The following is an 18,182-nucleotide window of genomic DNA, read 5'->3' as shown; positions in this document are numbered from 1 at the left end:
CATGGCGTTCGCGACAGAGGTTCCGGGGTCGGCCCGCGAGGGGGAGAACCCCGAAGGGCTGCCCGACGAGGCCCTCGCGCACTCGGAGTTCCGTCCGGTGGGCGAGATCGAGCGCACCGGGGGGCACTTCGAGGTCGTCAGCCCGTACGAGCCGGCGGGCGACCAGCCGGCGGCCATCGAGGAGCTCGAGAAGCGGGTCAAGGCGGGCGAGCACGACATCGTGCTGCTCGGCGCGACGGGCACCGGCAAGTCGGCCACCGCGGCCTGGCTCATCGAGCGGGTGCAGCGCCCGACGCTGGTGATGGCGCCGAACAAGACGCTGGCGGCCCAGCTGGCCAACGAGCTGCGCGAGCTGCTGCCCAACAACGCGGTCGAGTACTTCGTCTCGTACTACGACTACTACCAGCCCGAGGCGTACATCGCGCAGACCGACACCTACATCGAGAAGGACTCCTCGATCAACGAGGACGTCGAGCGGCTGCGCCACTCGGCGACGTCCAACCTGCTCTCGCGCCGCGACGTCGTCGTGGTCGCGTCGGTGTCCTGCATCTACGGCCTCGGCACACCGCAGTCGTACCTCGACCGGTCGGTGCAGCTGACCGTCGGCGACGAGCTCGACCGCGACCAGCTGCTCCGCGCCCTGGTCGACGTGCAGTACACCCGCAACGACATGGCGTTCGCCCGGGGCACGTTCCGGGTCCGCGGCGACACCGTGGAGATCATCCCGGCGTACGAGGAGCTCGCGGTCCGCATCGAGTTCTTCGGCGACGAGATCGAGTCGCTCTACTACCTCAACCCGCTGACCGGCGACGTGGTCAAGCAGGTCGACGACGTGCGCATCTTCCCGGCCACCCACTACGTGGCCGGCCCGGAGCGCATGGAGAAGGCGGTCAAGGCCATCGAGGCCGAGCTCGAGGAGCGCCTGGCCGAGCTGGAGCGCCAGGGCAAGCTGCTCGAGGCCCAGCGGCTGCGCATGCGCACCACGTACGACATCGAGATGATCCGCCAGGTCGGGTTCTGCTCGGGCATCGAGAACTACTCGCGCCACATCGACGGCCGCGGTCCGGGCACCGCACCGGCCACGCTGATCGACTACTTCCCGCAGGACTTCCTGCTGGTCATCGACGAGTCGCACGTGACGGTGCCGCAGATCGGCGGCATGTACGAGGGCGACATGTCCCGCAAGCGCAACCTCGTCGAGTACGGGTTCCGCCTGCCGAGCGCCACCGACAACCGCCCGCTGACGTGGGAGGAGTTCGCCGACCGCATCGGGCAGACGGTCTACCTGTCGGCGACGCCGGGCGACTACGAGATGCGGATGGCGGGCGGCGAGTTCGTCGAGCAGGTCATCCGCCCCACCGGGCTCGTCGACCCCGAGGTGGTCGTCAAGCCGACGAAGGGCCAGATCGACGACCTCGTGGGCGAGATCCGCACGCGGGTCGACAAGGACGAGCGCGTCCTCGTCACCACGCTGACCAAGAAGATGGCCGAGGACCTCACCGACTACCTGCTCGAGCTCGGCATCAAGGTCCGCTACCTGCACTCCGAGGTCGACACGCTGCGCCGGGTCGAGCTGCTGCGCCAGCTGCGGTCGGGGGAGTACGACGTGCTCGTCGGCATCAACCTGCTCCGCGAGGGTCTCGACCTGCCCGAGGTGTCCCTGGTGGCGATCCTCGACGCCGACAAGGAAGGGTTCCTGCGCAGCGAGCGCTCGCTGATCCAGACGATCGGCCGCGCGGCCCGCAACGTGTCCGGCCAGGTGCACATGTACGCGGACACCGTCACCGAGTCGATGCAGTACGCCATCGACGAGACCAACCGGCGTCGCGAGAAGCAGATCGCCTACAACCGCGAGCGGGGCGTCGACCCGCAGCCGCTGCGCAAGAACATCGCCGACATCCTCGACCGGGTCTACCGCGAGGCGGAGGACACCGAGGAGTCGGTGGAGATCGGCGGGTCGGCGCGCAACAGCTCGCGCGGGCGCCGCGCGGCGGGCGAGGCCGGCGGCGGCCGGGGTCACTCCGGCGTCGTCGAGCACCGCGACACGTCGGGCATGGCGCGCGCGGAGCTCGCGGACCTCATCCAGCAGCTCACCGACCAGATGATGGCCGCGGCCCGCGACCTGCAGTTCGAGCTCGCCGGGCGCCTGCGCGACGAGATCGCCGACCTCAAGAAGGAGATGCGGGGGATGGACGCGGCCGGGGTGAGCTGAGGGTCCTCAGCCCAGCAGCCCGCCCGCCACCTTCAGGTCCGCGACGAAGCCGGCCAGCATCTCGTCGCGGTCCTGCCCGCGGTCGGGGTCCGCGCGCAGGATCGCCGACGGGTGGATCGTCGGGACGAGCGTCATGTCGTTCCAGGGGCGGGGTTCGCCGCGCTCGGCGGTGATCCGGAACTTCGACCCGAGCAGCGCCTTCCCGGCGGTCGCGCCCAGGGTGAGCAGCACCTGCGGCTTCACGAGGGCGAGCTCGGCGTCCAGCCACGGCCGGCAGGCGCGGATGTGCCCGGCCTTCGGCGTCTCGTGGATGCGGCGCTTGCCCTGGTAGCGGAAGTTGAAGTGTTTGACGGCGTTGGTGACGTAGGCGTCGTCGCGGGCGATCCCGGCCTCGTCGAGGGCCTCGTCGAGCAGGCGCCCGGCCGGTCCGACGAACGGCGCGCCCTGCCGGTCCTCCTGGTCGCCGGGCTGCTCGCCGACCATCACGAGGCGCGCCGTCGCCGGCCCGGCGCCGAACACCGTCTGCGTCGTGTCGTGGTGGAGCTCGCAGCGCGTACATCCCGCCGCCTGCGCGCGCAGGGCGTCGAGGTCCGGCGGCAGGTCCGTGGTGGTGTCGGCGGCACCGGGGTGGGCGGCGTCGCCGAACAGGTCGAGCGGCTCGGTCACCGGACGGGGGTGCCCACTGCTCGCCACCGGGAACACGACCCCGCCTGACGCACGGGGTGTGTCAGCCTGGCGTCCACGCTGGCGTTGGACATCAGGAAAGCCCCCACGATCACCGGCGCGGCGCCCGGGTGCCGGACGCGGGCTGTCCGCCACCACGGCCACACTGTCCGCCATGGCCCTGGGAGTGCAGATCACCGTCGACGCCCACGATCCGCGCCGGCAGGCCGAGTTCTGGGCGCTCGCGCTCGACTACGTCCGCCAGCCCCCGCCGCCGGGCTTCGACTCGTGGGAGGACTTCGGCGCGAAGGTCGGCATCCCGGAGGACGAGTGGGACCGGCTGGACGCGGTGATCGACCCGGCCGGCGCCGGCCCGCGCGTGCTGTTCCAGAAGGTGCCCGAGGACAAGACGGTGAAGAACCGCGTCCACCTCGACGTCAACGTCGGCGCCGGCGCGGACGACCGGAAGGCCGTGGTGCAGGCCCACCGCGAGAAGCTCGAGGCCGCCGGGGCCCGGTTCCTGCGCGAGGTCGACGAGCCGGCGGGCTGGTGCCTGGTCATGGCGGACCCGGAGGGCAACGAGTTCTGCCTGCAGTGACCAGGTCGGCCGCCGTGATCGGCCGCTGCATCTCGACCCCCGCGAGGGTCACGCCGGCGGGCGTCGGGACGTCGACGCGGCGCACCTGGGTGAACCCGAACGCCGTGTCGAGCGGGACGCCGGGCAGCGTCGCCATGAGCACCAGGCGCGTGAAGCCCTCCTCGCCTGCGGCGCGGACGCTCGCCTCGAGATCGCCCGGCCCAGCCCGCGGCGATCCCCGGGACGTCGGCGTCGGTCGCCGTTCGCGGCGTGGGCGGCGTCCCGCGCCCGGGTCTGGCTCATGTGCACCCTCCAGCGCGGTCTATGGCGCCGGTCACGACGGCTGCCTAGGCTGCGGCGAGGTCCGTCGTCGATGTCGGGAGGTCACCGTGCCGCACCCCGACGACGGCGTCTGCGCGGTCACCCGCAGCACCGACCTGCGCCAGCACGCCCGGCTGCTCCACCAGGCCCACGACGCGCGGCTGTCGGGCAGCCGCCCGACGACGCCGCTGCGCCGGGTCGTCAGCCGGTCCTGGGACCGTGTGCTGTCGTACGGCGTCGCCCCCGACGGGCGGTCGCTGGACGACCCCGCGCCGCTCGAGGTCGTCGAGCGCCGCCGTGCCGAGTCGCCGATCAGCGGGGTGCTGCCGCAGCTGCGCGCGAGCCTCACGGCGGTGGCCGAGGACGCCGAGCACGTCATGGTGATCACGGCCGCGGACGGGTTCGTCCTCTGGCGCGAGGGCGCCGTGCGGGTCGGCCGGCTCGCGGACGACCTCGGCTTCCTCCCCGGCGCCGACTGGACCGAGGAGTCCGTCGGCACCAACGCCATCGGCACCGCGCTCGCCGAGCACGCGTCGGTGCAGCTCTTCTCCGCCGAGCACTTCGTCCGTGCCCAGCACCCCTGGACCTGCACCGCGAGCCCGATCCACGACCCGCGCACCGGCGAGATGCTCGGCGTCGTCGACCTCTCCGGGCCCGCGCCGACGGTCCACCCGACCACCGTCGCCCTCGTGCACACCGCGGTCCGTCTCGCCGAGACCGGCCTGTGGGCGGCGCACGAGACCCGCCTGGAGAGCCTGCGCGCCGTCGCGGCCCCGGTGCTCGCGCGACAGACCGGCCCGGCGCTCGTCGTCGACGACCACGGCTGGGTGGCGGCCGCGACCGGACTCGCGCCCCGCGACCGCGTCGGCGTCCCGCAGGCCGGCGAGGCGATGCTCGTCCACGGGCTCGGGGCCTGCCTGCCCGACCGCATCCCGGGCGGCTGGTTGCTCCGCCCGTCCGACGGCGCCGGGCCCGGGCGGACCCGCCTGCGCCTCGACCTGGACGCCGACCCGCCGGCGGCGCTCGTCGAGGGCCACGAGGTCTGGCGGCACACCCTCGGGCGCCGCCACCTGCAGATCGTCGCGCTGCTGATGCAGGCCGGGAGCGCCGGGCTCGACGCGGCCGCGATCAGCCGGGCGCTCTACGACGACGCCGACCACCTCGTCACGGTGCGCGCCGAGCTCTCCCGCCTGCGCCGCGTCCTCGGGGGCCTGCTCGCCGCCCGGCCCTACCGGATCGCGCCCGGGGTGGAGGTCGTGCCCCCCTCGCCCGCCGACACGGCGCGGCTGTTCGGCCCCGGCAGAGGTGCAACACCGCTGCAACCCTGGTCGTGACCCGGGTCACCCTCGTGGGATGTCCTCGAGGCAACCCCCGGGAGGACCCATGAAGGCTGCTCGCTTCCACGGTCGTGAGGACGTCCGGGTGGAGGACGTCCCCGAACCACACCCCGGTCCGGGCCAGGTGCAGGTCGCCGTCGAGTGGTGCGGGATCTGCGGCACCGACCTCCACGAGTTCCTCGACGGCCCGATCTTCACGCCGACGCCGCAGGCGCCGCACCCGCTGACCGGCGGGGCCATCCCGATCACGCTCGGGCACGAGTTCTCCGGCGTCGTCGCCGAGGTCGGCGACGGCGTGACGGGCGTGTCGGAGGGCGACCGCGTCGTCGTGGAGCCCTACGACGTGTGCGGGACGTGCGTGGCGTGCCGGTCCGGGCGCTACAACATCTGCCGGCAGCTGGGCTTCATCGGCCTCGACGGCGACCAGGGCGGGTTCGCCGAGAAGATGGTGGTCGACCAGCGCTGGGTGCACCCCATCGCCGGCCTCACCACCGAGCAGGGCGCGCTCGTCGAGCCCCTCGCCGTCGGCTACCACGCGACGAAGCTCTCGGGCCTGCAGCCGGGGCAGTCGGCCGCGGTGTTCGGGTCCGGGCCCATCGGGCTCGTCACGGCCGCGGCGCTCAAGGCGTGCGGGGCCGGGCAGGTCGTGGTCGTCGAGCCGGCCGACGCCCGCAAGGCCAAGGCGCCCGGCGCCGGCGCCGACCACGTCCTCGACCCCACCGAGGTCGACGTCCCCGAGGCGATCCGCGAGCTCACCGACGGCGCCGGCGCGGACGTGACGTTCGAGTGCGCCGGCCTCGACCCGGTCCTCGCGCAGGCCGTCGCGTCGACCCGCCCCGGCGGCACGTGCGTCAACGTCTCGATCTGGGGCCACCCGGCCACCTTCGACGTCAACTCGCTCGTCTTCTCCGAGATCCGGCTCATCGGCTCGCTGGCCTACGCGGGCCGCCACCGCGAGGTCATCGACCTCATCCGCGACGGCGTCGTCGACGTCGGGCAGTTCATCACCGGCCGCATCGCCCTCGACGACATCGTCGACCAGGGCTTCCGCGAGCTCATCGACCACAAGGAGACCAACGTGAAGATCCTGGTGCACCCGTGACGGGCCCGGGCGACGAAACGCAGCGGAGCTCGACCACCGACGCCGGGGACAACGCCGCGGGGACGCGCGTCGCCGTCGTGACCGGCGCCGGGCGGGGGATCGGTGCCGCGATCGCCCGCCGGCTCGCGAGCGACGGGCTGGCCGTGATGGTGTCCGACATCGATCCGTCCACCGCGCAGGAGGTGGCGCAGGAGATCACCGACGCCGGCGGGCAGGCCGCGTCGACCGCCACCGACGTCGCCGACCGCGACGCCTGCTTCGCCCTGGTCGCCGCGACGCGGGAGCGGTTCGGGTCGATCGACGTCATGGTCGCGAACGCCGGGATCGCGCAGGTCAAGACCCTGCGCGAGGTGACGCCCGAGGACCTGCAGACGATGCTCGGGGTCAACGTCGGCGGCGTGCTGTGGTGCCTGCAGGCGGCGGCCGAGGCGATGATCGAGCAGGGGCACGGCGGGAAGATCATCAACGCGGCGTCGATCGCCGGGCACCAGGGCTTCGACCACCTCGGGCACTACTCGGCGTCGAAGTTCGCCGTGCGCGCCCTGACGCAGGCGGCGGCCAAGGAGCTCGCGAGCCACCAGATCACCGTCAACGCCTACTGCCCCGGGATCGTCGGCACCACGATGTGGGACGAGATCGACGAGGGCCTCGGTGGCTACCTCGGCACCGGGAAGGGCGAGGCGCTGCAGCAGTACTCGCAGCTCATCGCGCTGGGCCGGGTGCAGACGCCGGAGGACGTGGCGTCGTTCGTCTCCTACCTGGCGAGCCGGGACGCCGACTACATGACCGGCCAGGCGGTGATGATCGACGGTGGGATCGTCATGGTGTGAGCGCCGGTTCAGGCGTCGAGCTCCACCCGGGTCGCGGTGTTGTCGTGGACGTTGGTGACCCAGAGATCGTCGCTCACGACCTGCATCGCACCGATGTTGGCGCCGATCCCGGTGATGGGATCCCCGGACGGCGCGCCGGTGGCGAGGTCGATGCGACGGATGTCGTTGGTGAAGGGGAAGGCCGCCCAGCCGACGCCCCGACCCACGTCGAACCAGGAGGCGGCGCCCAGGTCGATCTGGGGCCCGACGGTCAGCGTGGCCGTGTCGATTGGGCGCATGGTGAAGCGCACCTGGTCGGCGGGCGCGTTGACGTCGCCCAGCACGACGTAGAGCGTCCCCCCGTCGATCTCCATGCCGCCGACGTCGCTCGAGAACGTCAGCGGTCCGCCCACCACCGACTGTCCGTCCGGGGTGAGCACCGACAGGCTGCGGTCCCCGGAGTTCGCGACGTAGAGACGGTGGTTGGCGTAGACCATCGCCATCGGTGCGCGCCCCACGGGGAACGGCGGCGTCGGGTCGGCGGCCTGTCGTGCCATGTCGATACGGGTGACGACGTTGGCGTCCCGGTGGCTGATCCACAGGAACCCGTCGCCCGCCGCGATGCTCGAGATCGCGGCGGGCTGGTTCGTGTACACGGTGGTCACGGCACCGGTGGCGATGTCGACCCGGGTCACGGAGTCCGTCCAGTTGTTGACCCAGACGGCGCCGCCGTCGATCACGAGCTCGTAGGGCGTGCCGCCCACCTGGATCGTCTGACTGCTCATGGTCGTCGGGTCGATCTTCGAGATCGTTCCGTCGTCGTTGTTGGCGGTCCAGATGAAGCCGGCTCCGGGCTCGACGTCGAGCGCGTTGCGCCCGATCGGGACCGGTGCGCCGACGATCCGGCCGACGCCGTTCGAGGCGACGAGGGGGAGGACGGTCGCGGCGAGGAGCACCACAAGTGCGACGGCGGCGAGCGGGACGCCGGCCGTCAACCACCGCGGGCGTCGGCGGGGCGTCGGCGGCGTCGAGCCGGTGGGCGGCCACGACGCCGGGGGTGCACCGGGCGGCCAGGAGGTCCCGGGCGCGGGTGTCTGCCCTCCGCGCGCGAACAGCGAGCCGACCTGCGGGGAGCTGATGGGAGGCACGCCGGTCGGCGGGACGCTCATGGGCGGCGCGCCGGTCGGAGCCCCACTCCACGGGCCGGGAGCGCTGCGCGGCGCCGGGATCACCGGCGGGGGCACGACCGTGGTCGTCGCGTGCGGGGAGGAGGGGCCGGGCGTCCGGGGTCCAGCGGACCCGGCCGCTTCGGAGAACGCTCGCGCCAGCTCGACCGTCGTCGGGAATCGGTCCTCCGGGCGCTTGGCCATGGCGCGCCGGACGACACCGTCGAGCCGATCGGGCAGGCCGGGGACGAGTGAACCGAGCGCGGGCGGGCTCTCCGAGAAGTGAGCCCACATCAGCGCCGGGGCCGTGTCGCGCACGAACGGCATCCGTCCGGTGAGGCACTGGAAGAGCACGCATCCGAGCGCGTAGACGTCGACGCGTGCGTCGACCTCGCCGTCCTCGTACTGCTCGGGAGCCATGTAGCCGGGCGTGCCGAGGAGGACCCCAGTGCCCGTGAGGCCGCGCGGGTCGGCGGTGGCCCGACTCAGCCCGAAGTCCGTGAGATACGTGTGCGGGCGACCGTCCGCGGTGCCGACGAGGATGTTCGCGGGCTTGACATCACGGTGGACCAGACCCTGCCGGTGGGCGGTGTCGAGCGCGCCGGCGGTCTGCGCGACCACCTCGGCGGTGAACGCGGGCTGGAGTCGGCCGCGTTCACGCAGGAAGGCGCCGAGGTCGGGTCCGTCGACGTACCGCATCGTGACCGAGAGCTGACCCGCGTCGGAGTCGGCAGAATAGATCGGGACGATGTGGGGGTGCTCGAGCGCCGCCGCGATCTCGCACTCGCGGCGGAACCGCTGCCGGAACTCCTCGTCGCTCGCAAGCGCGCCGCGCACGACCTTCACGGCCACGGTGCGGTTGAGCGCTATCTGGAAGCCGCGGTAGACGACACCCATCCCACCGCGACCGATCTCCGCGTCGAGGCGAGCACCGCCGACCACCACACCGATCGTCGCCTCGCTCATGGTGCCCCCCTCCACCTCGATGACATGCTGTCACCGTCATGGAGCGACGGGATGCGCTAGAAGGGTGAGGCAAGGCTGCTGTCGCCGAGCAGCGTCGCCGTCGTCGTCACGCGGTGTTCCTGGTTGTCGGCGACAACCAGGCCGGGGGTGTCCGTGTTGACCATCGGAGTGGCGGGGGTAACATGGTCGACGTGCAGGCAGTGCGACTTCGCCGAGAGGTAGTACTTCGGCGCGCCGGGTGAGCCAGGGCCCCGGCGCGCCCCACCGCTCGTCCCGGTAGGGGCTCGCAGCGGTCCGCCGAGACCTGGCTCGGATCCACCTTTCGCACGGATCCACAGGAGCCCCGTCGTGACCACGCTCGAGCCGGCCCCCACCCGCCGTCTCTCCCGCCTGCCCCGCCCGTTCACGATCCTCACCACGGGCGGCATGCCCGGGGTCATGGACCTCGCGTCGGCGCTGTGCTCGTTCGGCTACCGCGTCCCGGATTTCTCGGTGGACGTCCACGAGGGCGTCAGCTGCAGCTGCATCCAGTGCACGGTGGCCCTGACCAGCGCGGAGTGCGCGGAGTTCGCCGACCGCGTCCGCACCCTGCCCGGCGTGCTCTCCGTCGAGCCCTCCTGCTGACGCTCAGCGGCGCATGATGGTCGGGTGAGCGACGACGCCCGACGTGACCGCGGACCCGACGACCGCGGCGGCCCCGACGACTGGTCGAACCCCCTCGAGCAGCTGATCGGCCGGCTCGTCGAGGGCTTCGGCGACCTCGGCAACGCTGGGGGCGGATTCGGCGGCTCGGGCGGGTCCGGCGGGCCGGGCGGTGGTGGCCGCACCGACACCCGCACGCCCGTGCTCGACCGCTTCGGACGCGACCTCACGGGCATGGCGCGGGCGGGGAAGCTCGACCCGGTGGTGGGCCGCGAGCGCGAGGTCGCCGCCGTGCTGGAGATCCTGGGACGACGCACGAAGAACAACCCGGTGCTGGTGGGCGACCCGGGCGTCGGCAAGACCGCGATCGTCGAGGGGATCGCCGCCCGGATCGCCGAGGGCTCGGTGCCCGGCGCGTCGGGACAGCGGGTGGTGGCGCTCGACCTCGCGGGCCTGGTCGCGGGGACGAAGTACCGCGGCGAGTTCGAGGAGCGGCTGCGACGGCTGGTCGACGAGGTCACCGCGACCGACCGCGGCGTCGTCCTGTTCCTCGACGAGCTGCACACCGTCGTCGGGGCGGGCGCCGGTGTCGAGGGGACGATGGACGCCGCCGACATCCTCAAGCCGGCCCTGGCGCGCGGGGAGCTGCAGGTCGTCGGGGCGACGACGATGGAGGAGTACCGCCGCCACGTCGAGTCCGACCCGGCGCTCGAGCGGCGCTTCGCCCCGATCACCGTCGACGAGCCGACCGTCGAACAGACCGTCGCGATCCTCGACGGGCTGCGCGAGCGCTACGAGCAGCACCACGGTGTCCGGCTGCCCGAGGACGTGCGCCGCGCCGCGGTCGAGCTGACGGCCCGGCACGTCCGCGACCGCTTCCTGCCCGACAAGGCGATCGACGCGCTCGACACCGCCGCCGCGCGCGTCCGCCTGCGCCGCGGCGCGGACCCGGGCGCGTCGCGGACGGTGGCGGTCGAGGACGTCGCGCAGGTCGTCGCCGACCGGACCGGCCTGCCCGTCGCGCACCTCACCGACTCCGAGCGCACCCGGCTGCTCGAGCTCGCCGACCGCCTGCGCCGCCGCGTCGTCGGCCAGGACCACGCGCTGGAGGCGGTCACCGACGCGGTGCTCGCGGGCCGGGCGGGCATGGGCCAGCCGGGCCGGCCGGTGGCGTCGTTCCTGTTCGCCGGGCCGACCGGGGTGGGCAAGACCGAGCTGGCGCGCGCGCTGGCCGAGGCGCTGCACGGCTCCGACGAGCGCCTCTTGCGCCTCGACCTCGGCGAGTTCCGCGAGGCCCACACCGTCAGCCGCCTCACCGGCGCGCCGCCCGGCTACATCGGCCACGACCGTCCGGGCGAGCTCACCGAGGCGGTCCGGCGGACGCCGTCGTGCGTCGTGCTGCTCGACGAGATCGAGAAGGCGCACCCCGACGTGCTCGCGCTGCTGCTCGGGGTGCTCGACGCCGGCCGGCTGACCGACGGGCGCGGGCGCACGGTGTCGTTCGCCGACGCCGTCCTGATCATGACGAGCAACCTCGGCGCCACGTCGCTGACCGAGGGCAAGGACCCCGACGACGCGCGGGGCAGCGTCCTGACCGCGCTGGCCCGCGCGCTGCGCCCGGAGTTCCTCGGCCGCGTCGACGAGGTCGTGCTGTTCACGCCGCTCGACCAGGAGGCCCGGCGCGCGGTGGTCGAGCTGCTCCTCGACGGGACCCGCGAGCGCCTGGCCGCCCAGGAGATCGGGCTGACGGTCACCCCGGCGGCGATCGACGCCATCGTCGTGCGCGGCCACGACCCGGCGCTGGGCGCGCGGCCGATGCGCCGGGTGGTGACGCGCGAGGTCGACCGGGCGCTGTCGCGGCGGATCGTGGCCGGCGCGCTGCGCCCGGGCGGGCACGCCACCGTCGACGCGCCCGATCCGGACGGCCCGCTGACCATCGAGATGGGCCTCCCGCCGTCGTGAGCAGAAAGAGGTGCTGGGGCACCTCGTTCTGCTCACCAGCGCGCAGCGCCCCTATTCGACGGTGACGCTCTTGGCCAGGTTGCGGGGCTTGTCGATGTCGCGGCCCAGCACCGCCGCGCAGTGGTAGGCGAGCATCTGCAGCGGGATGCCGAGGATGATCGGGTCGAGCTCGGGCTCGAGGCGCGGCACGCGCAGGACGGCGTCGGCGAGGCCGTCGGGGAGCTCGGCGTTGGTCACCGCGATGACGGGCCCGCCGCGGGCGCGGATCTGCTCGATCGTGCTGATGTTCTTGGCGAGCAGCTCGTCGTCGGGGACGACCACCACGCACGGCATCTGGGCGTCGACCAGCGCGAGCGGGCCGTGCTTGAGCTCGGCGGCCGCGTACGCCTCGGCGTGCACGTAGGAGATCTCCTTGAGCTTCTGGGCGCCCTCGCGGGCGACGGCCGCGCCGCGCACCCGGCCCAGGTAGAACATCGAGCGCGCATCGGCGTAGCGCCGGGCCACCTCGGCGACGGCGTCGCTCGACTGCAGCGCGGTCTCCACGGCGTCGGGGAGACGCCGCAGGCCCTCGACGAGGCGCGTGCCGTGGGCGGCGGAGAGGTCACGCACGCGCCCGAGCAGCAGCGCGAGCAGCGTGAACGACGTCGCCATCGAGCTGAACGCCTTCGTGGACGCGACCGACACCTCGGGCCCGGCGTGCAGGAACATGCCGGCCCCGCACTGGCGCGCGATCGCCGAGCCGATGACGTTGACGACGCCGACGACCCGCCCGCCCTTGCGCTGGAGCTCCTCGACGGCGGCGAGGGTGTCGATCGTCTCGCCGGACTGGCTGACCGCGACGTAGAGGGTCTCGGGGTCGACGAGCGGGTTGCGGTAGCGGAACTCGCTGGCCTGCTCGGCGTCGGCGGGGATGCGGGCGAGCTCCTCGACCAACCCCGCGCCGATCTGCCCGGCGTAGAGCGCGGACCCGCAGCCGAGGAACGTCACCCGGCGGATGCCGCGCAGCTCGCGCGGGTCGAGGCGCAGGCCGTCGAGGCGGGCGGTGGCGAAGCGGGTGTCGAGCCTGCCGGCCAGGACGCGGCGCAGGGCCGCGGGCTGCTCGTGGATCTCCTTGGACAGGAAGTCGGGGTGGCCGTCGAGCTCGTAGTCGGCGTCGTCGACGTCGACCGTCGTCGGCGGTCCGAGGCGCGAGCCCTCGTAACCGGCGGCGGTGAGCGTCGCGAGCTCGCCGTCGGCGAGGAAGACGACCTGGCGGGTGTGGCGCACGAGCGCGGCGACGTCCGAGGCCACGAACATCTCGCCGTCGCCGAGGCCCAGGACGATCGGGCTGCCGTTGCGGGCGACGACCAGCTCGTCGGGGTTGCGGGCGTCGAGCACGACGAGCCCGTAGGTGCCCTCGACGACGCGCAGCGCCTCGCGGACGGCGTCCTCGAGCGTGCTCGCGCCGCCGTCGAGGGCGCGGGCGACGAGGTGGGGGAGGACCTCGGTGTCGGTGTCGGAGCGCAGGGTCACGCCGTCGGCGACGAGCTTGGCCCGCAGCTCGTCGGCGTTCTCGAGGATGCCGTTGTGCACGACGGCGATGCGGCCCGCGGCGTCGGTGTGCGGGTGGGCGTTGCGCTCGCTGGGCTCGCCGTGGGTGGCCCAGCGGGTGTGGGCGATCCCGGTGCGCCCGGGCGCGTCGTCCTCACCGACCGCGGCGCGCAGGTCGTCGACCCGGCCGACCGACCGGGTCGTGCGCAGCGCCTTGCGGTGCGCGACGGCGAGGCCCGCCGAGTCGTACCCGCGGTACTCGAGGCGGGCGAGCCCGTCGACCAGGATCTTCGTCGCCGGACGCGCTCCGACGTACCCCACGATGCCGCACACTGCGCGGTCCCCCTTCAGCCGTAGACGATGCGTCGCAGGCGCCGCTCGCTCACCGGGCCGGGCGCGACCGGTCGGCGCGCCAGCTCGTCGGCGATCACCGTCCAGATCTCGGCGTTGCGGCGGTCGCGGGCCTGCAGCTCCCGGTGCCGGCGGCGCACGAACTCCTCGGTGGTCTCCGAGTAGTAGGCGACGACGTCGGCCACCACGCGCGCGGCGACCTCACCGGAGAGACCCGTCGACGCGGCCACGTGGCGCACGAGTTCGGGGTCCACATCGATACAGGGTGCCACGGATCGGTCTCAGGACCAGTTTCCTGCCCGATATCGGGCAGAAGAGTGCTCAGAAGGGACGATCTCGAGGTGCGACGACCAGCTCGAGGAGCCAGTGTCCCGCGTGGAGGACGGCGGCCGACACGGGGTCGCGCACGTGGGCGGGCTCGAGCCGCGAGGGGCACGGTCGGCAGGTCGCCAGCCGCGACGATCATGCGCTACGTGCCGTTCGCCGCCACCCGCAGCGCGACACGCCCGGGTGCACGGACCGCCGGCGAGGTGGTGGCGATCCTGGCGTCCCGTGCCAGCGTGGACGCCAGGCTGGCACACCCCGTGCGCCGGTCACCCCCGGGGCGACGACGGGCGGCAGGGGAGGGTCAGCTGGTGATGTCCTTGCGGCGGAAGTACCAGACGGCGGTGGCGCCGAAGGCGATGCACCACACCAGGGCGAAGAGGACGCCGTTGGCGAGGTCGCTGCCGTCGACGTCGAGGGTCAGCAGGTCGGCGAAGGCGAAGACCTCGTGGGTGGGCAGGAGGTTGCGGATCGAGCCCAGCGCGTCGACCGTGTCGAGGATCTGGGACAGGATCGACACCAGCACCGCGCCGCCGACCGCGCCGAGCGGGGCGTCGGTGACCACCGAGAGCAGGGTCGCGACGCCCGCCACCCACAGCAGGTGGATCGCCAGGTAGGCGACGGCGAGCAGGATGCGCACCAGCGCGGTGCCGTAGGGCAGCGACTCGCCGGTGGGGGAGAGGTAGTCGCCCGCCCCGTAGACCAGCGTGCCGAGCAGCACGGCCACCACCGGCAACGTGACGAGCGTGGCCAGCGACAGCAGCGCGGCGACGATCGCCTTCTGCCGCAGCAGGCGCACGCGCGGCACCGGGATCGCGAGCAGGTAGCGCAGCGACGACCACGACGCCTCGCTCGCCACCGTGTCGCCGAAGAAGAGCGCCACGACCACGACGAACAGGAAGCTCGCCGAGGAGAACAGCGCGAACACCGCGAAGTTGACCCCGGAGGCCTGCGCGAGGTCGGTGAGGCTGGTGGCCGCGGCACCGGGCGTGGGGTCATCGCCGACGGAGAACGCGATCCAGAGGATCACCGGGAGCAGGGCGAACAGCCCGAGCGTCACCTGCGTGCGCCGGCGCCGCCACTGGCGCGCGAGCTCCACGCGCACCGGCAGCGTCCAGGCCCCGTCCACCGTCGTGCTCACGAGCCCTCCTGCCCGATCAGCGCGAGGAACGCGTCCTCGAGACGGCGCCGTGGCCCGACGCCGCGCACGGAGAACCCGGCCTCGACCAGGGTCCGGACGACCTCGGCGCGGTCGACGCCGCCGAGGTCGACGAGCACCACGTCGGTGTCGGCGGGGTCGGGCTCGACGTCGCGCACCCCGTTGCGTCCCCGCAGCACCGAGACGGCCTCGTCGCGGCGGTCGGCGACCGTCACCGCGACCTGGCCGCCCGCGACGAGCTCGGCGACCTCGCCGGTCGCGACCACCTTGCCGCGGTGCATGACGACGACGTGGTCGCAGGTCTGCTCGACCTCGGCGAGCAGGTGGCTGGACACGAGCACCGTCCGGTCGCCGTCGCGGGCGTAGGACCGCAGCACCTCGCGCATCGCGTGGATCTGCGGCGGGTCGAGGCCGTTGGTGGGCTCGTCGAGCACGAGCAGGTCGGGCAGCCCGAGCATCGCCTGGGCGATCGCGAGCCGCTGGCGCATGCCCTGGGAGTAGGTGCGCACGGCCCGGTCGACGGCGCTGCCGAGCCCGGCGATCTCCAGCGCCTCGGAGAGCCGGGCCTCCGCGCGGGGCCGGCCGGTCGCGGCCCAGTACAGCTCGAGGTTGTCGCGCCCGGTGAGGTGCGGCAGGAACCCGGCGCCCTCGACGAACGCGCCGACCCGGCCCAGCACGGGCGCGCCCGCGACGACCCGCCGCCCGAAGATCCGCAGCTCGCCGGCCGTCGGGGCGATGAGCCCGAGGAGCATGCGCAGTGTCGTCGTCTTCCCGGCGCCGTTCGGCCCGAGCAGGCCCAGGACCTGGCCCCGCTTGACGGTGAACGAGACGTCGTCGACGGCGACGAGCCCGCTGGTCCACGCCTTGGAGAGCCCGCGCACCACGAGCGGGGTGTCCGCGAGCCCCTCCTCGAGCGCGAGCGCCCCGCCCGGTTCGAGGTCACGACGGCGGCGCCGGACCGCGAGGACCCGCGCCACCAGCCACGCGACGAGCACCCCGAGCAGCAGCACGCCCGCGGCCACGAGCGGGGCGGTCGGCACCGAGGTCCCGCTGCGCACGTCGCCGGGCACGGTCGGCACGGCGAGCGTCGCCGGACCCGCGGAACCCGCCAGCCCGATCCGGTACACCGCGGGCTGGACCGCGGCGGCGTAGGCCTGGTCGGTGGTGGACAGGACGACCTCGAGACGGTGGCCGGCGGCGAGCGTCGCGACCACGGCCGGGAGGCTCACCGTCACCTCGGTCGGCGTCGGACCCGGCGCCGGCAGCCGCAGCGGGGAGACCGCGCTGCCCAGCAGCGTGCGGCTGCCGGGCGCGCCGTCGCCCGCGGCCACGTCGTAGACCTTGGCGAAGAGCACCGGCTCGCCCGCGGGCCGCCCGGGCACCGACGCCACCGTCACCCGGACCTGCGGCGACCCGGCGACCACCGTCCGCGCGGGCAGCGGGTCGGTCGAGAAGCGCGCCGCCTGGCCGGGCAGGTCCGTGGCGAGCCGGCCGAGCAGGGCCGCGGTGCCCCCACCCGAGCCGCCGCCACCCCCGCCGCCGCCCGAGCCGCCGGCACCGCCCGAGCCCCCGTCGTCGGCGTCCTCGTCGTCGCCCGCACCGCCCCCGGCGGCACCCCCGGCCAGGCCCGCGAGCCCCGGCACCGACGAGATCGCCGACGGCGCGCCGCCGGCGGGCGCGACGACGTCCTGCGGGTCGCCGCGCAGGGGCAGGGCTGTCTGCGCCGTGCCCGCGCCCCCGTCGAGCCCCGGATAGACGCTCGCGGTGATCGTGCGCTGGGTCGGCGCGCGGCGCGCCTGCACCCCGGAGGGCACGACGTAGGTGAACGCGGTCCCGGGGTCGGGGGCGGTGCCGGCGAGGTGGTGGTCGAACCAGGCCTGCATGCGCTCGGTGGTGCGCCGGTCCGGGCCGCCGCCGTCGTGCCCGCCCGCGAACCAGCTGACGGCGACCGTCCCGCCGCCCGCGGCGATCTGGCGCGCGGTGGCGTCGGCCTGGTCGAGCCCGAAGAGGGTGTCGCGCTCGCCCTGGACCAGCAGCGTCGGCGCCGTGATGCGCCCGGCGACGCTCGCGGGCGAGGCGCGGGTGAGGACGTCCGCGAGCTCGGCGGGCTCGCGGCCGGAGGTGACGGCCGCGACGTACCCGGCGCAGATCTCGGGCAGGAACCGGCCGCAGACCTGCGGCGCGTCCTGCTCCTGGCCCGGCGCCGGTCGCGACCCGCTGCCGAAGAACAGCGCCGCCCACGCCCGCTTGAACACCCCGTCGGGCTCGGCGGCGCTCGCGGCCGGGGTGGCGGCGGGCGGGACGCCCGCGCGGTCGGGGAAGAGCGCCTGGCCGAGGTCGTTCCAGGTGATGACGGGGATCGTGGCGTCGACGCGGCGGTCGAAGCCGGCGAGCAGCAGCGACAGGGCCCCGCCGTACGACGCGCCGGTGGCGCCCACGCGCGGGTCGCCGGGCGCGTCCTGGCGCACCTCCGGGCGGGCCGCGAGCCAGTCGACGAGCGCGGCGGCGTCGGCGACCTCGTAGTCCGGGGAGTTCAGCGCGATCTGCCCGGTGCTCGCGCCGAAGCCGCGCGCCGACCACGCGAGCGCCACGTAGCCCCGCTCCGCCCAGGTGCGTGCCTCCGCGGCCACCGACTGCTTGCTCCCGCCGAAGCCGTGCGCGACGAGCACCGCGGGCGCCGGCCCGGTCGTCGCCGGCAGCCAGAGCGTCGCGTCCAGGCTCTGCGGCTGGTCGCGCGCCGGGCCGTCGCGCACCTCGATGCGCAGGTCCTCGCTGCGCACCGTCCCGACGCCACCGGGCGGGGGAGCGGCGGCGACCGTCGACAGCCCGAGCAGTCCGACGGCGAGCACGACCCCGAGGACCCGGAGCGGGCGGTAGATCACCCGCGCACGCTATCCCGCGGCGCCTGAGCCGGTCGTGAGCAACTCAGTGGCCGCCGCCGAGCGGGCCGGGTGCGCAACGCCACCCCGGGGTCGACGCACTCCGCCCTCACACGGCTGCCACACTGGCTCGCGGAGGGGAGTATCCCCACGCGTCGGCCTCGTCAGCACGGCCGCCGGAC

At 74.2% G+C, this 18,182-nt stretch carries 13 protein-coding genes; 7 read left to right on the top strand and 6 right to left on the bottom strand.

What is annotated here, in order from left to right:
* Position 1 precedes the first annotated feature (1 nt).
* The gene (gene uvrB / locus PGB27_RS05760; protein ID WP_274199382.1) at positions 2 to 2,212 is read left to right on the top strand and encodes an excinuclease ABC subunit UvrB; all 2,211 of its coding nucleotides are present in this window, start codon (positions 2 to 4) and stop codon (positions 2,210 to 2,212) included.
* Positions 2,213 to 2,218: 6 nt separating this feature from the next.
* Here the strand turns inward: uvrB and PGB27_RS05755 are convergent, their stop codons facing one another.
* Positions 2,219 to 2,878, bottom strand: coding sequence for a UdgX family uracil-DNA binding protein (locus PGB27_RS05755; RefSeq protein WP_408630012.1), 660 nt, complete (start codon positions 2,876 to 2,878; stop codon positions 2,219 to 2,221).
* 172 nt (positions 2,879 to 3,050) lie between these two features.
* Between PGB27_RS05755 and PGB27_RS05750 the strand changes: the two genes are divergently transcribed.
* The 4 genes from PGB27_RS05750 (at position 3,051) to PGB27_RS05735 (ending at position 7,042) form a co-directional block, all read left to right on the top strand.
* The gene (locus PGB27_RS05750) at positions 3,051 to 3,473 is read left to right on the top strand and encodes a VOC family protein (RefSeq protein ID WP_274199381.1); all 423 of its coding nucleotides are present in this window, start codon (positions 3,051 to 3,053) and stop codon (positions 3,471 to 3,473) included.
* 368 nt (positions 3,474 to 3,841) lie between these two features.
* Positions 3,842 to 5,107 (top strand): GAF domain-containing protein, encoded by a 1,266-nt coding sequence (locus tag PGB27_RS05745; protein ID WP_274199380.1) that lies wholly within the window; start codon positions 3,842 to 3,844, stop codon positions 5,105 to 5,107.
* A gap of 49 nt (positions 5,108 to 5,156) precedes the next feature.
* On the top strand, positions 5,157 to 6,212 hold the full coding sequence (locus PGB27_RS05740) for a 2,3-butanediol dehydrogenase (protein ID WP_274199379.1): 1,056 nt from the start codon (positions 5,157 to 5,159) through the stop codon (positions 6,210 to 6,212).
* Complete coding sequence (locus tag PGB27_RS05735) at positions 6,209 to 7,042, top strand: acetoin reductase (RefSeq protein WP_274199378.1); 834 nt, start codon at positions 6,209 to 6,211, stop codon at positions 7,040 to 7,042. The genes PGB27_RS05740 and PGB27_RS05735 overlap by 4 nt, the downstream gene beginning before the upstream one ends.
* An 8-nt stretch (positions 7,043 to 7,050) precedes the next feature.
* Here the strand turns inward: PGB27_RS05735 and PGB27_RS05730 are convergent, their stop codons facing one another.
* Positions 7,051 to 9,153, bottom strand: a complete 2,103-nt coding sequence (locus PGB27_RS05730; RefSeq protein WP_274199377.1) for a protein kinase domain-containing protein — start codon at positions 9,151 to 9,153, stop codon at positions 7,051 to 7,053.
* Positions 9,154 to 9,501: 348 nt separating this feature from the next.
* Between PGB27_RS05730 and PGB27_RS05725 the strand changes: the two genes are divergently transcribed.
* On the top strand, positions 9,502 to 9,777 hold the full coding sequence (locus PGB27_RS05725) for a hypothetical protein (RefSeq protein WP_274199376.1): 276 nt from the start codon (positions 9,502 to 9,504) through the stop codon (positions 9,775 to 9,777).
* Positions 9,778 to 9,801: 24 nt separating this feature from the next.
* Positions 9,802 to 11,757 (top strand): ATP-dependent Clp protease ATP-binding subunit, encoded by a 1,956-nt coding sequence (locus PGB27_RS05720; protein ID WP_274199375.1) that lies wholly within the window; start codon positions 9,802 to 9,804, stop codon positions 11,755 to 11,757.
* Positions 11,758 to 11,808: 51 nt separating this feature from the next.
* On the opposite strand, the gene glmS is transcribed toward PGB27_RS05720, so the two are convergent.
* The 4 genes from glmS to PGB27_RS05700 all read right to left on the bottom strand — a co-directional run bounded on the left by glmS (position 11,809) and on the right by PGB27_RS05700 (position 18,003).
* Positions 11,809 to 13,620 carry a glutamine--fructose-6-phosphate transaminase (isomerizing) gene (gene glmS, locus PGB27_RS05715; RefSeq protein WP_274199374.1) on the bottom strand — a complete coding sequence of 604 codons (1,812 nt, stop codon included), beginning with the start codon at positions 13,618 to 13,620 and terminating at the stop codon, positions 11,809 to 11,811.
* Between the two features lie 14 nt (positions 13,621 to 13,634).
* Positions 13,635 to 13,892: a hypothetical protein gene (locus tag PGB27_RS05710; protein WP_274199373.1), complete on the bottom strand. Its 258-nt coding sequence runs from the start codon at positions 13,890 to 13,892 to the stop codon at positions 13,635 to 13,637.
* Positions 13,893 to 14,266: 374 nt separating this feature from the next.
* Positions 14,267 to 15,103: an ABC transporter permease gene (locus PGB27_RS05705; RefSeq protein WP_274199372.1), complete on the bottom strand. Its 837-nt coding sequence runs from the start codon at positions 15,101 to 15,103 to the stop codon at positions 14,267 to 14,269.
* Positions 15,100 to 18,003 carry an alpha/beta fold hydrolase gene (locus PGB27_RS05700; RefSeq protein ID WP_274199371.1) on the bottom strand — a complete coding sequence of 968 codons (2,904 nt, stop codon included), beginning with the start codon at positions 18,001 to 18,003 and terminating at the stop codon, positions 15,100 to 15,102. Before PGB27_RS05700 ends, PGB27_RS05705 begins: the two co-directional genes overlap by 4 nt.
* Positions 18,004 to 18,182 lie beyond the last annotated feature (179 nt).

Source organism: Actinomycetospora lemnae (genome assembly GCF_028737315.1).
Taxonomy (GTDB): Bacteria; Actinomycetota; Actinomycetes; order Mycobacteriales; family Pseudonocardiaceae; genus Actinomycetospora; species Actinomycetospora lemnae.
Note: the sequence above shows the minus strand (reverse complement) of the source record. Positions and strands in the feature narration are given on the sequence as shown.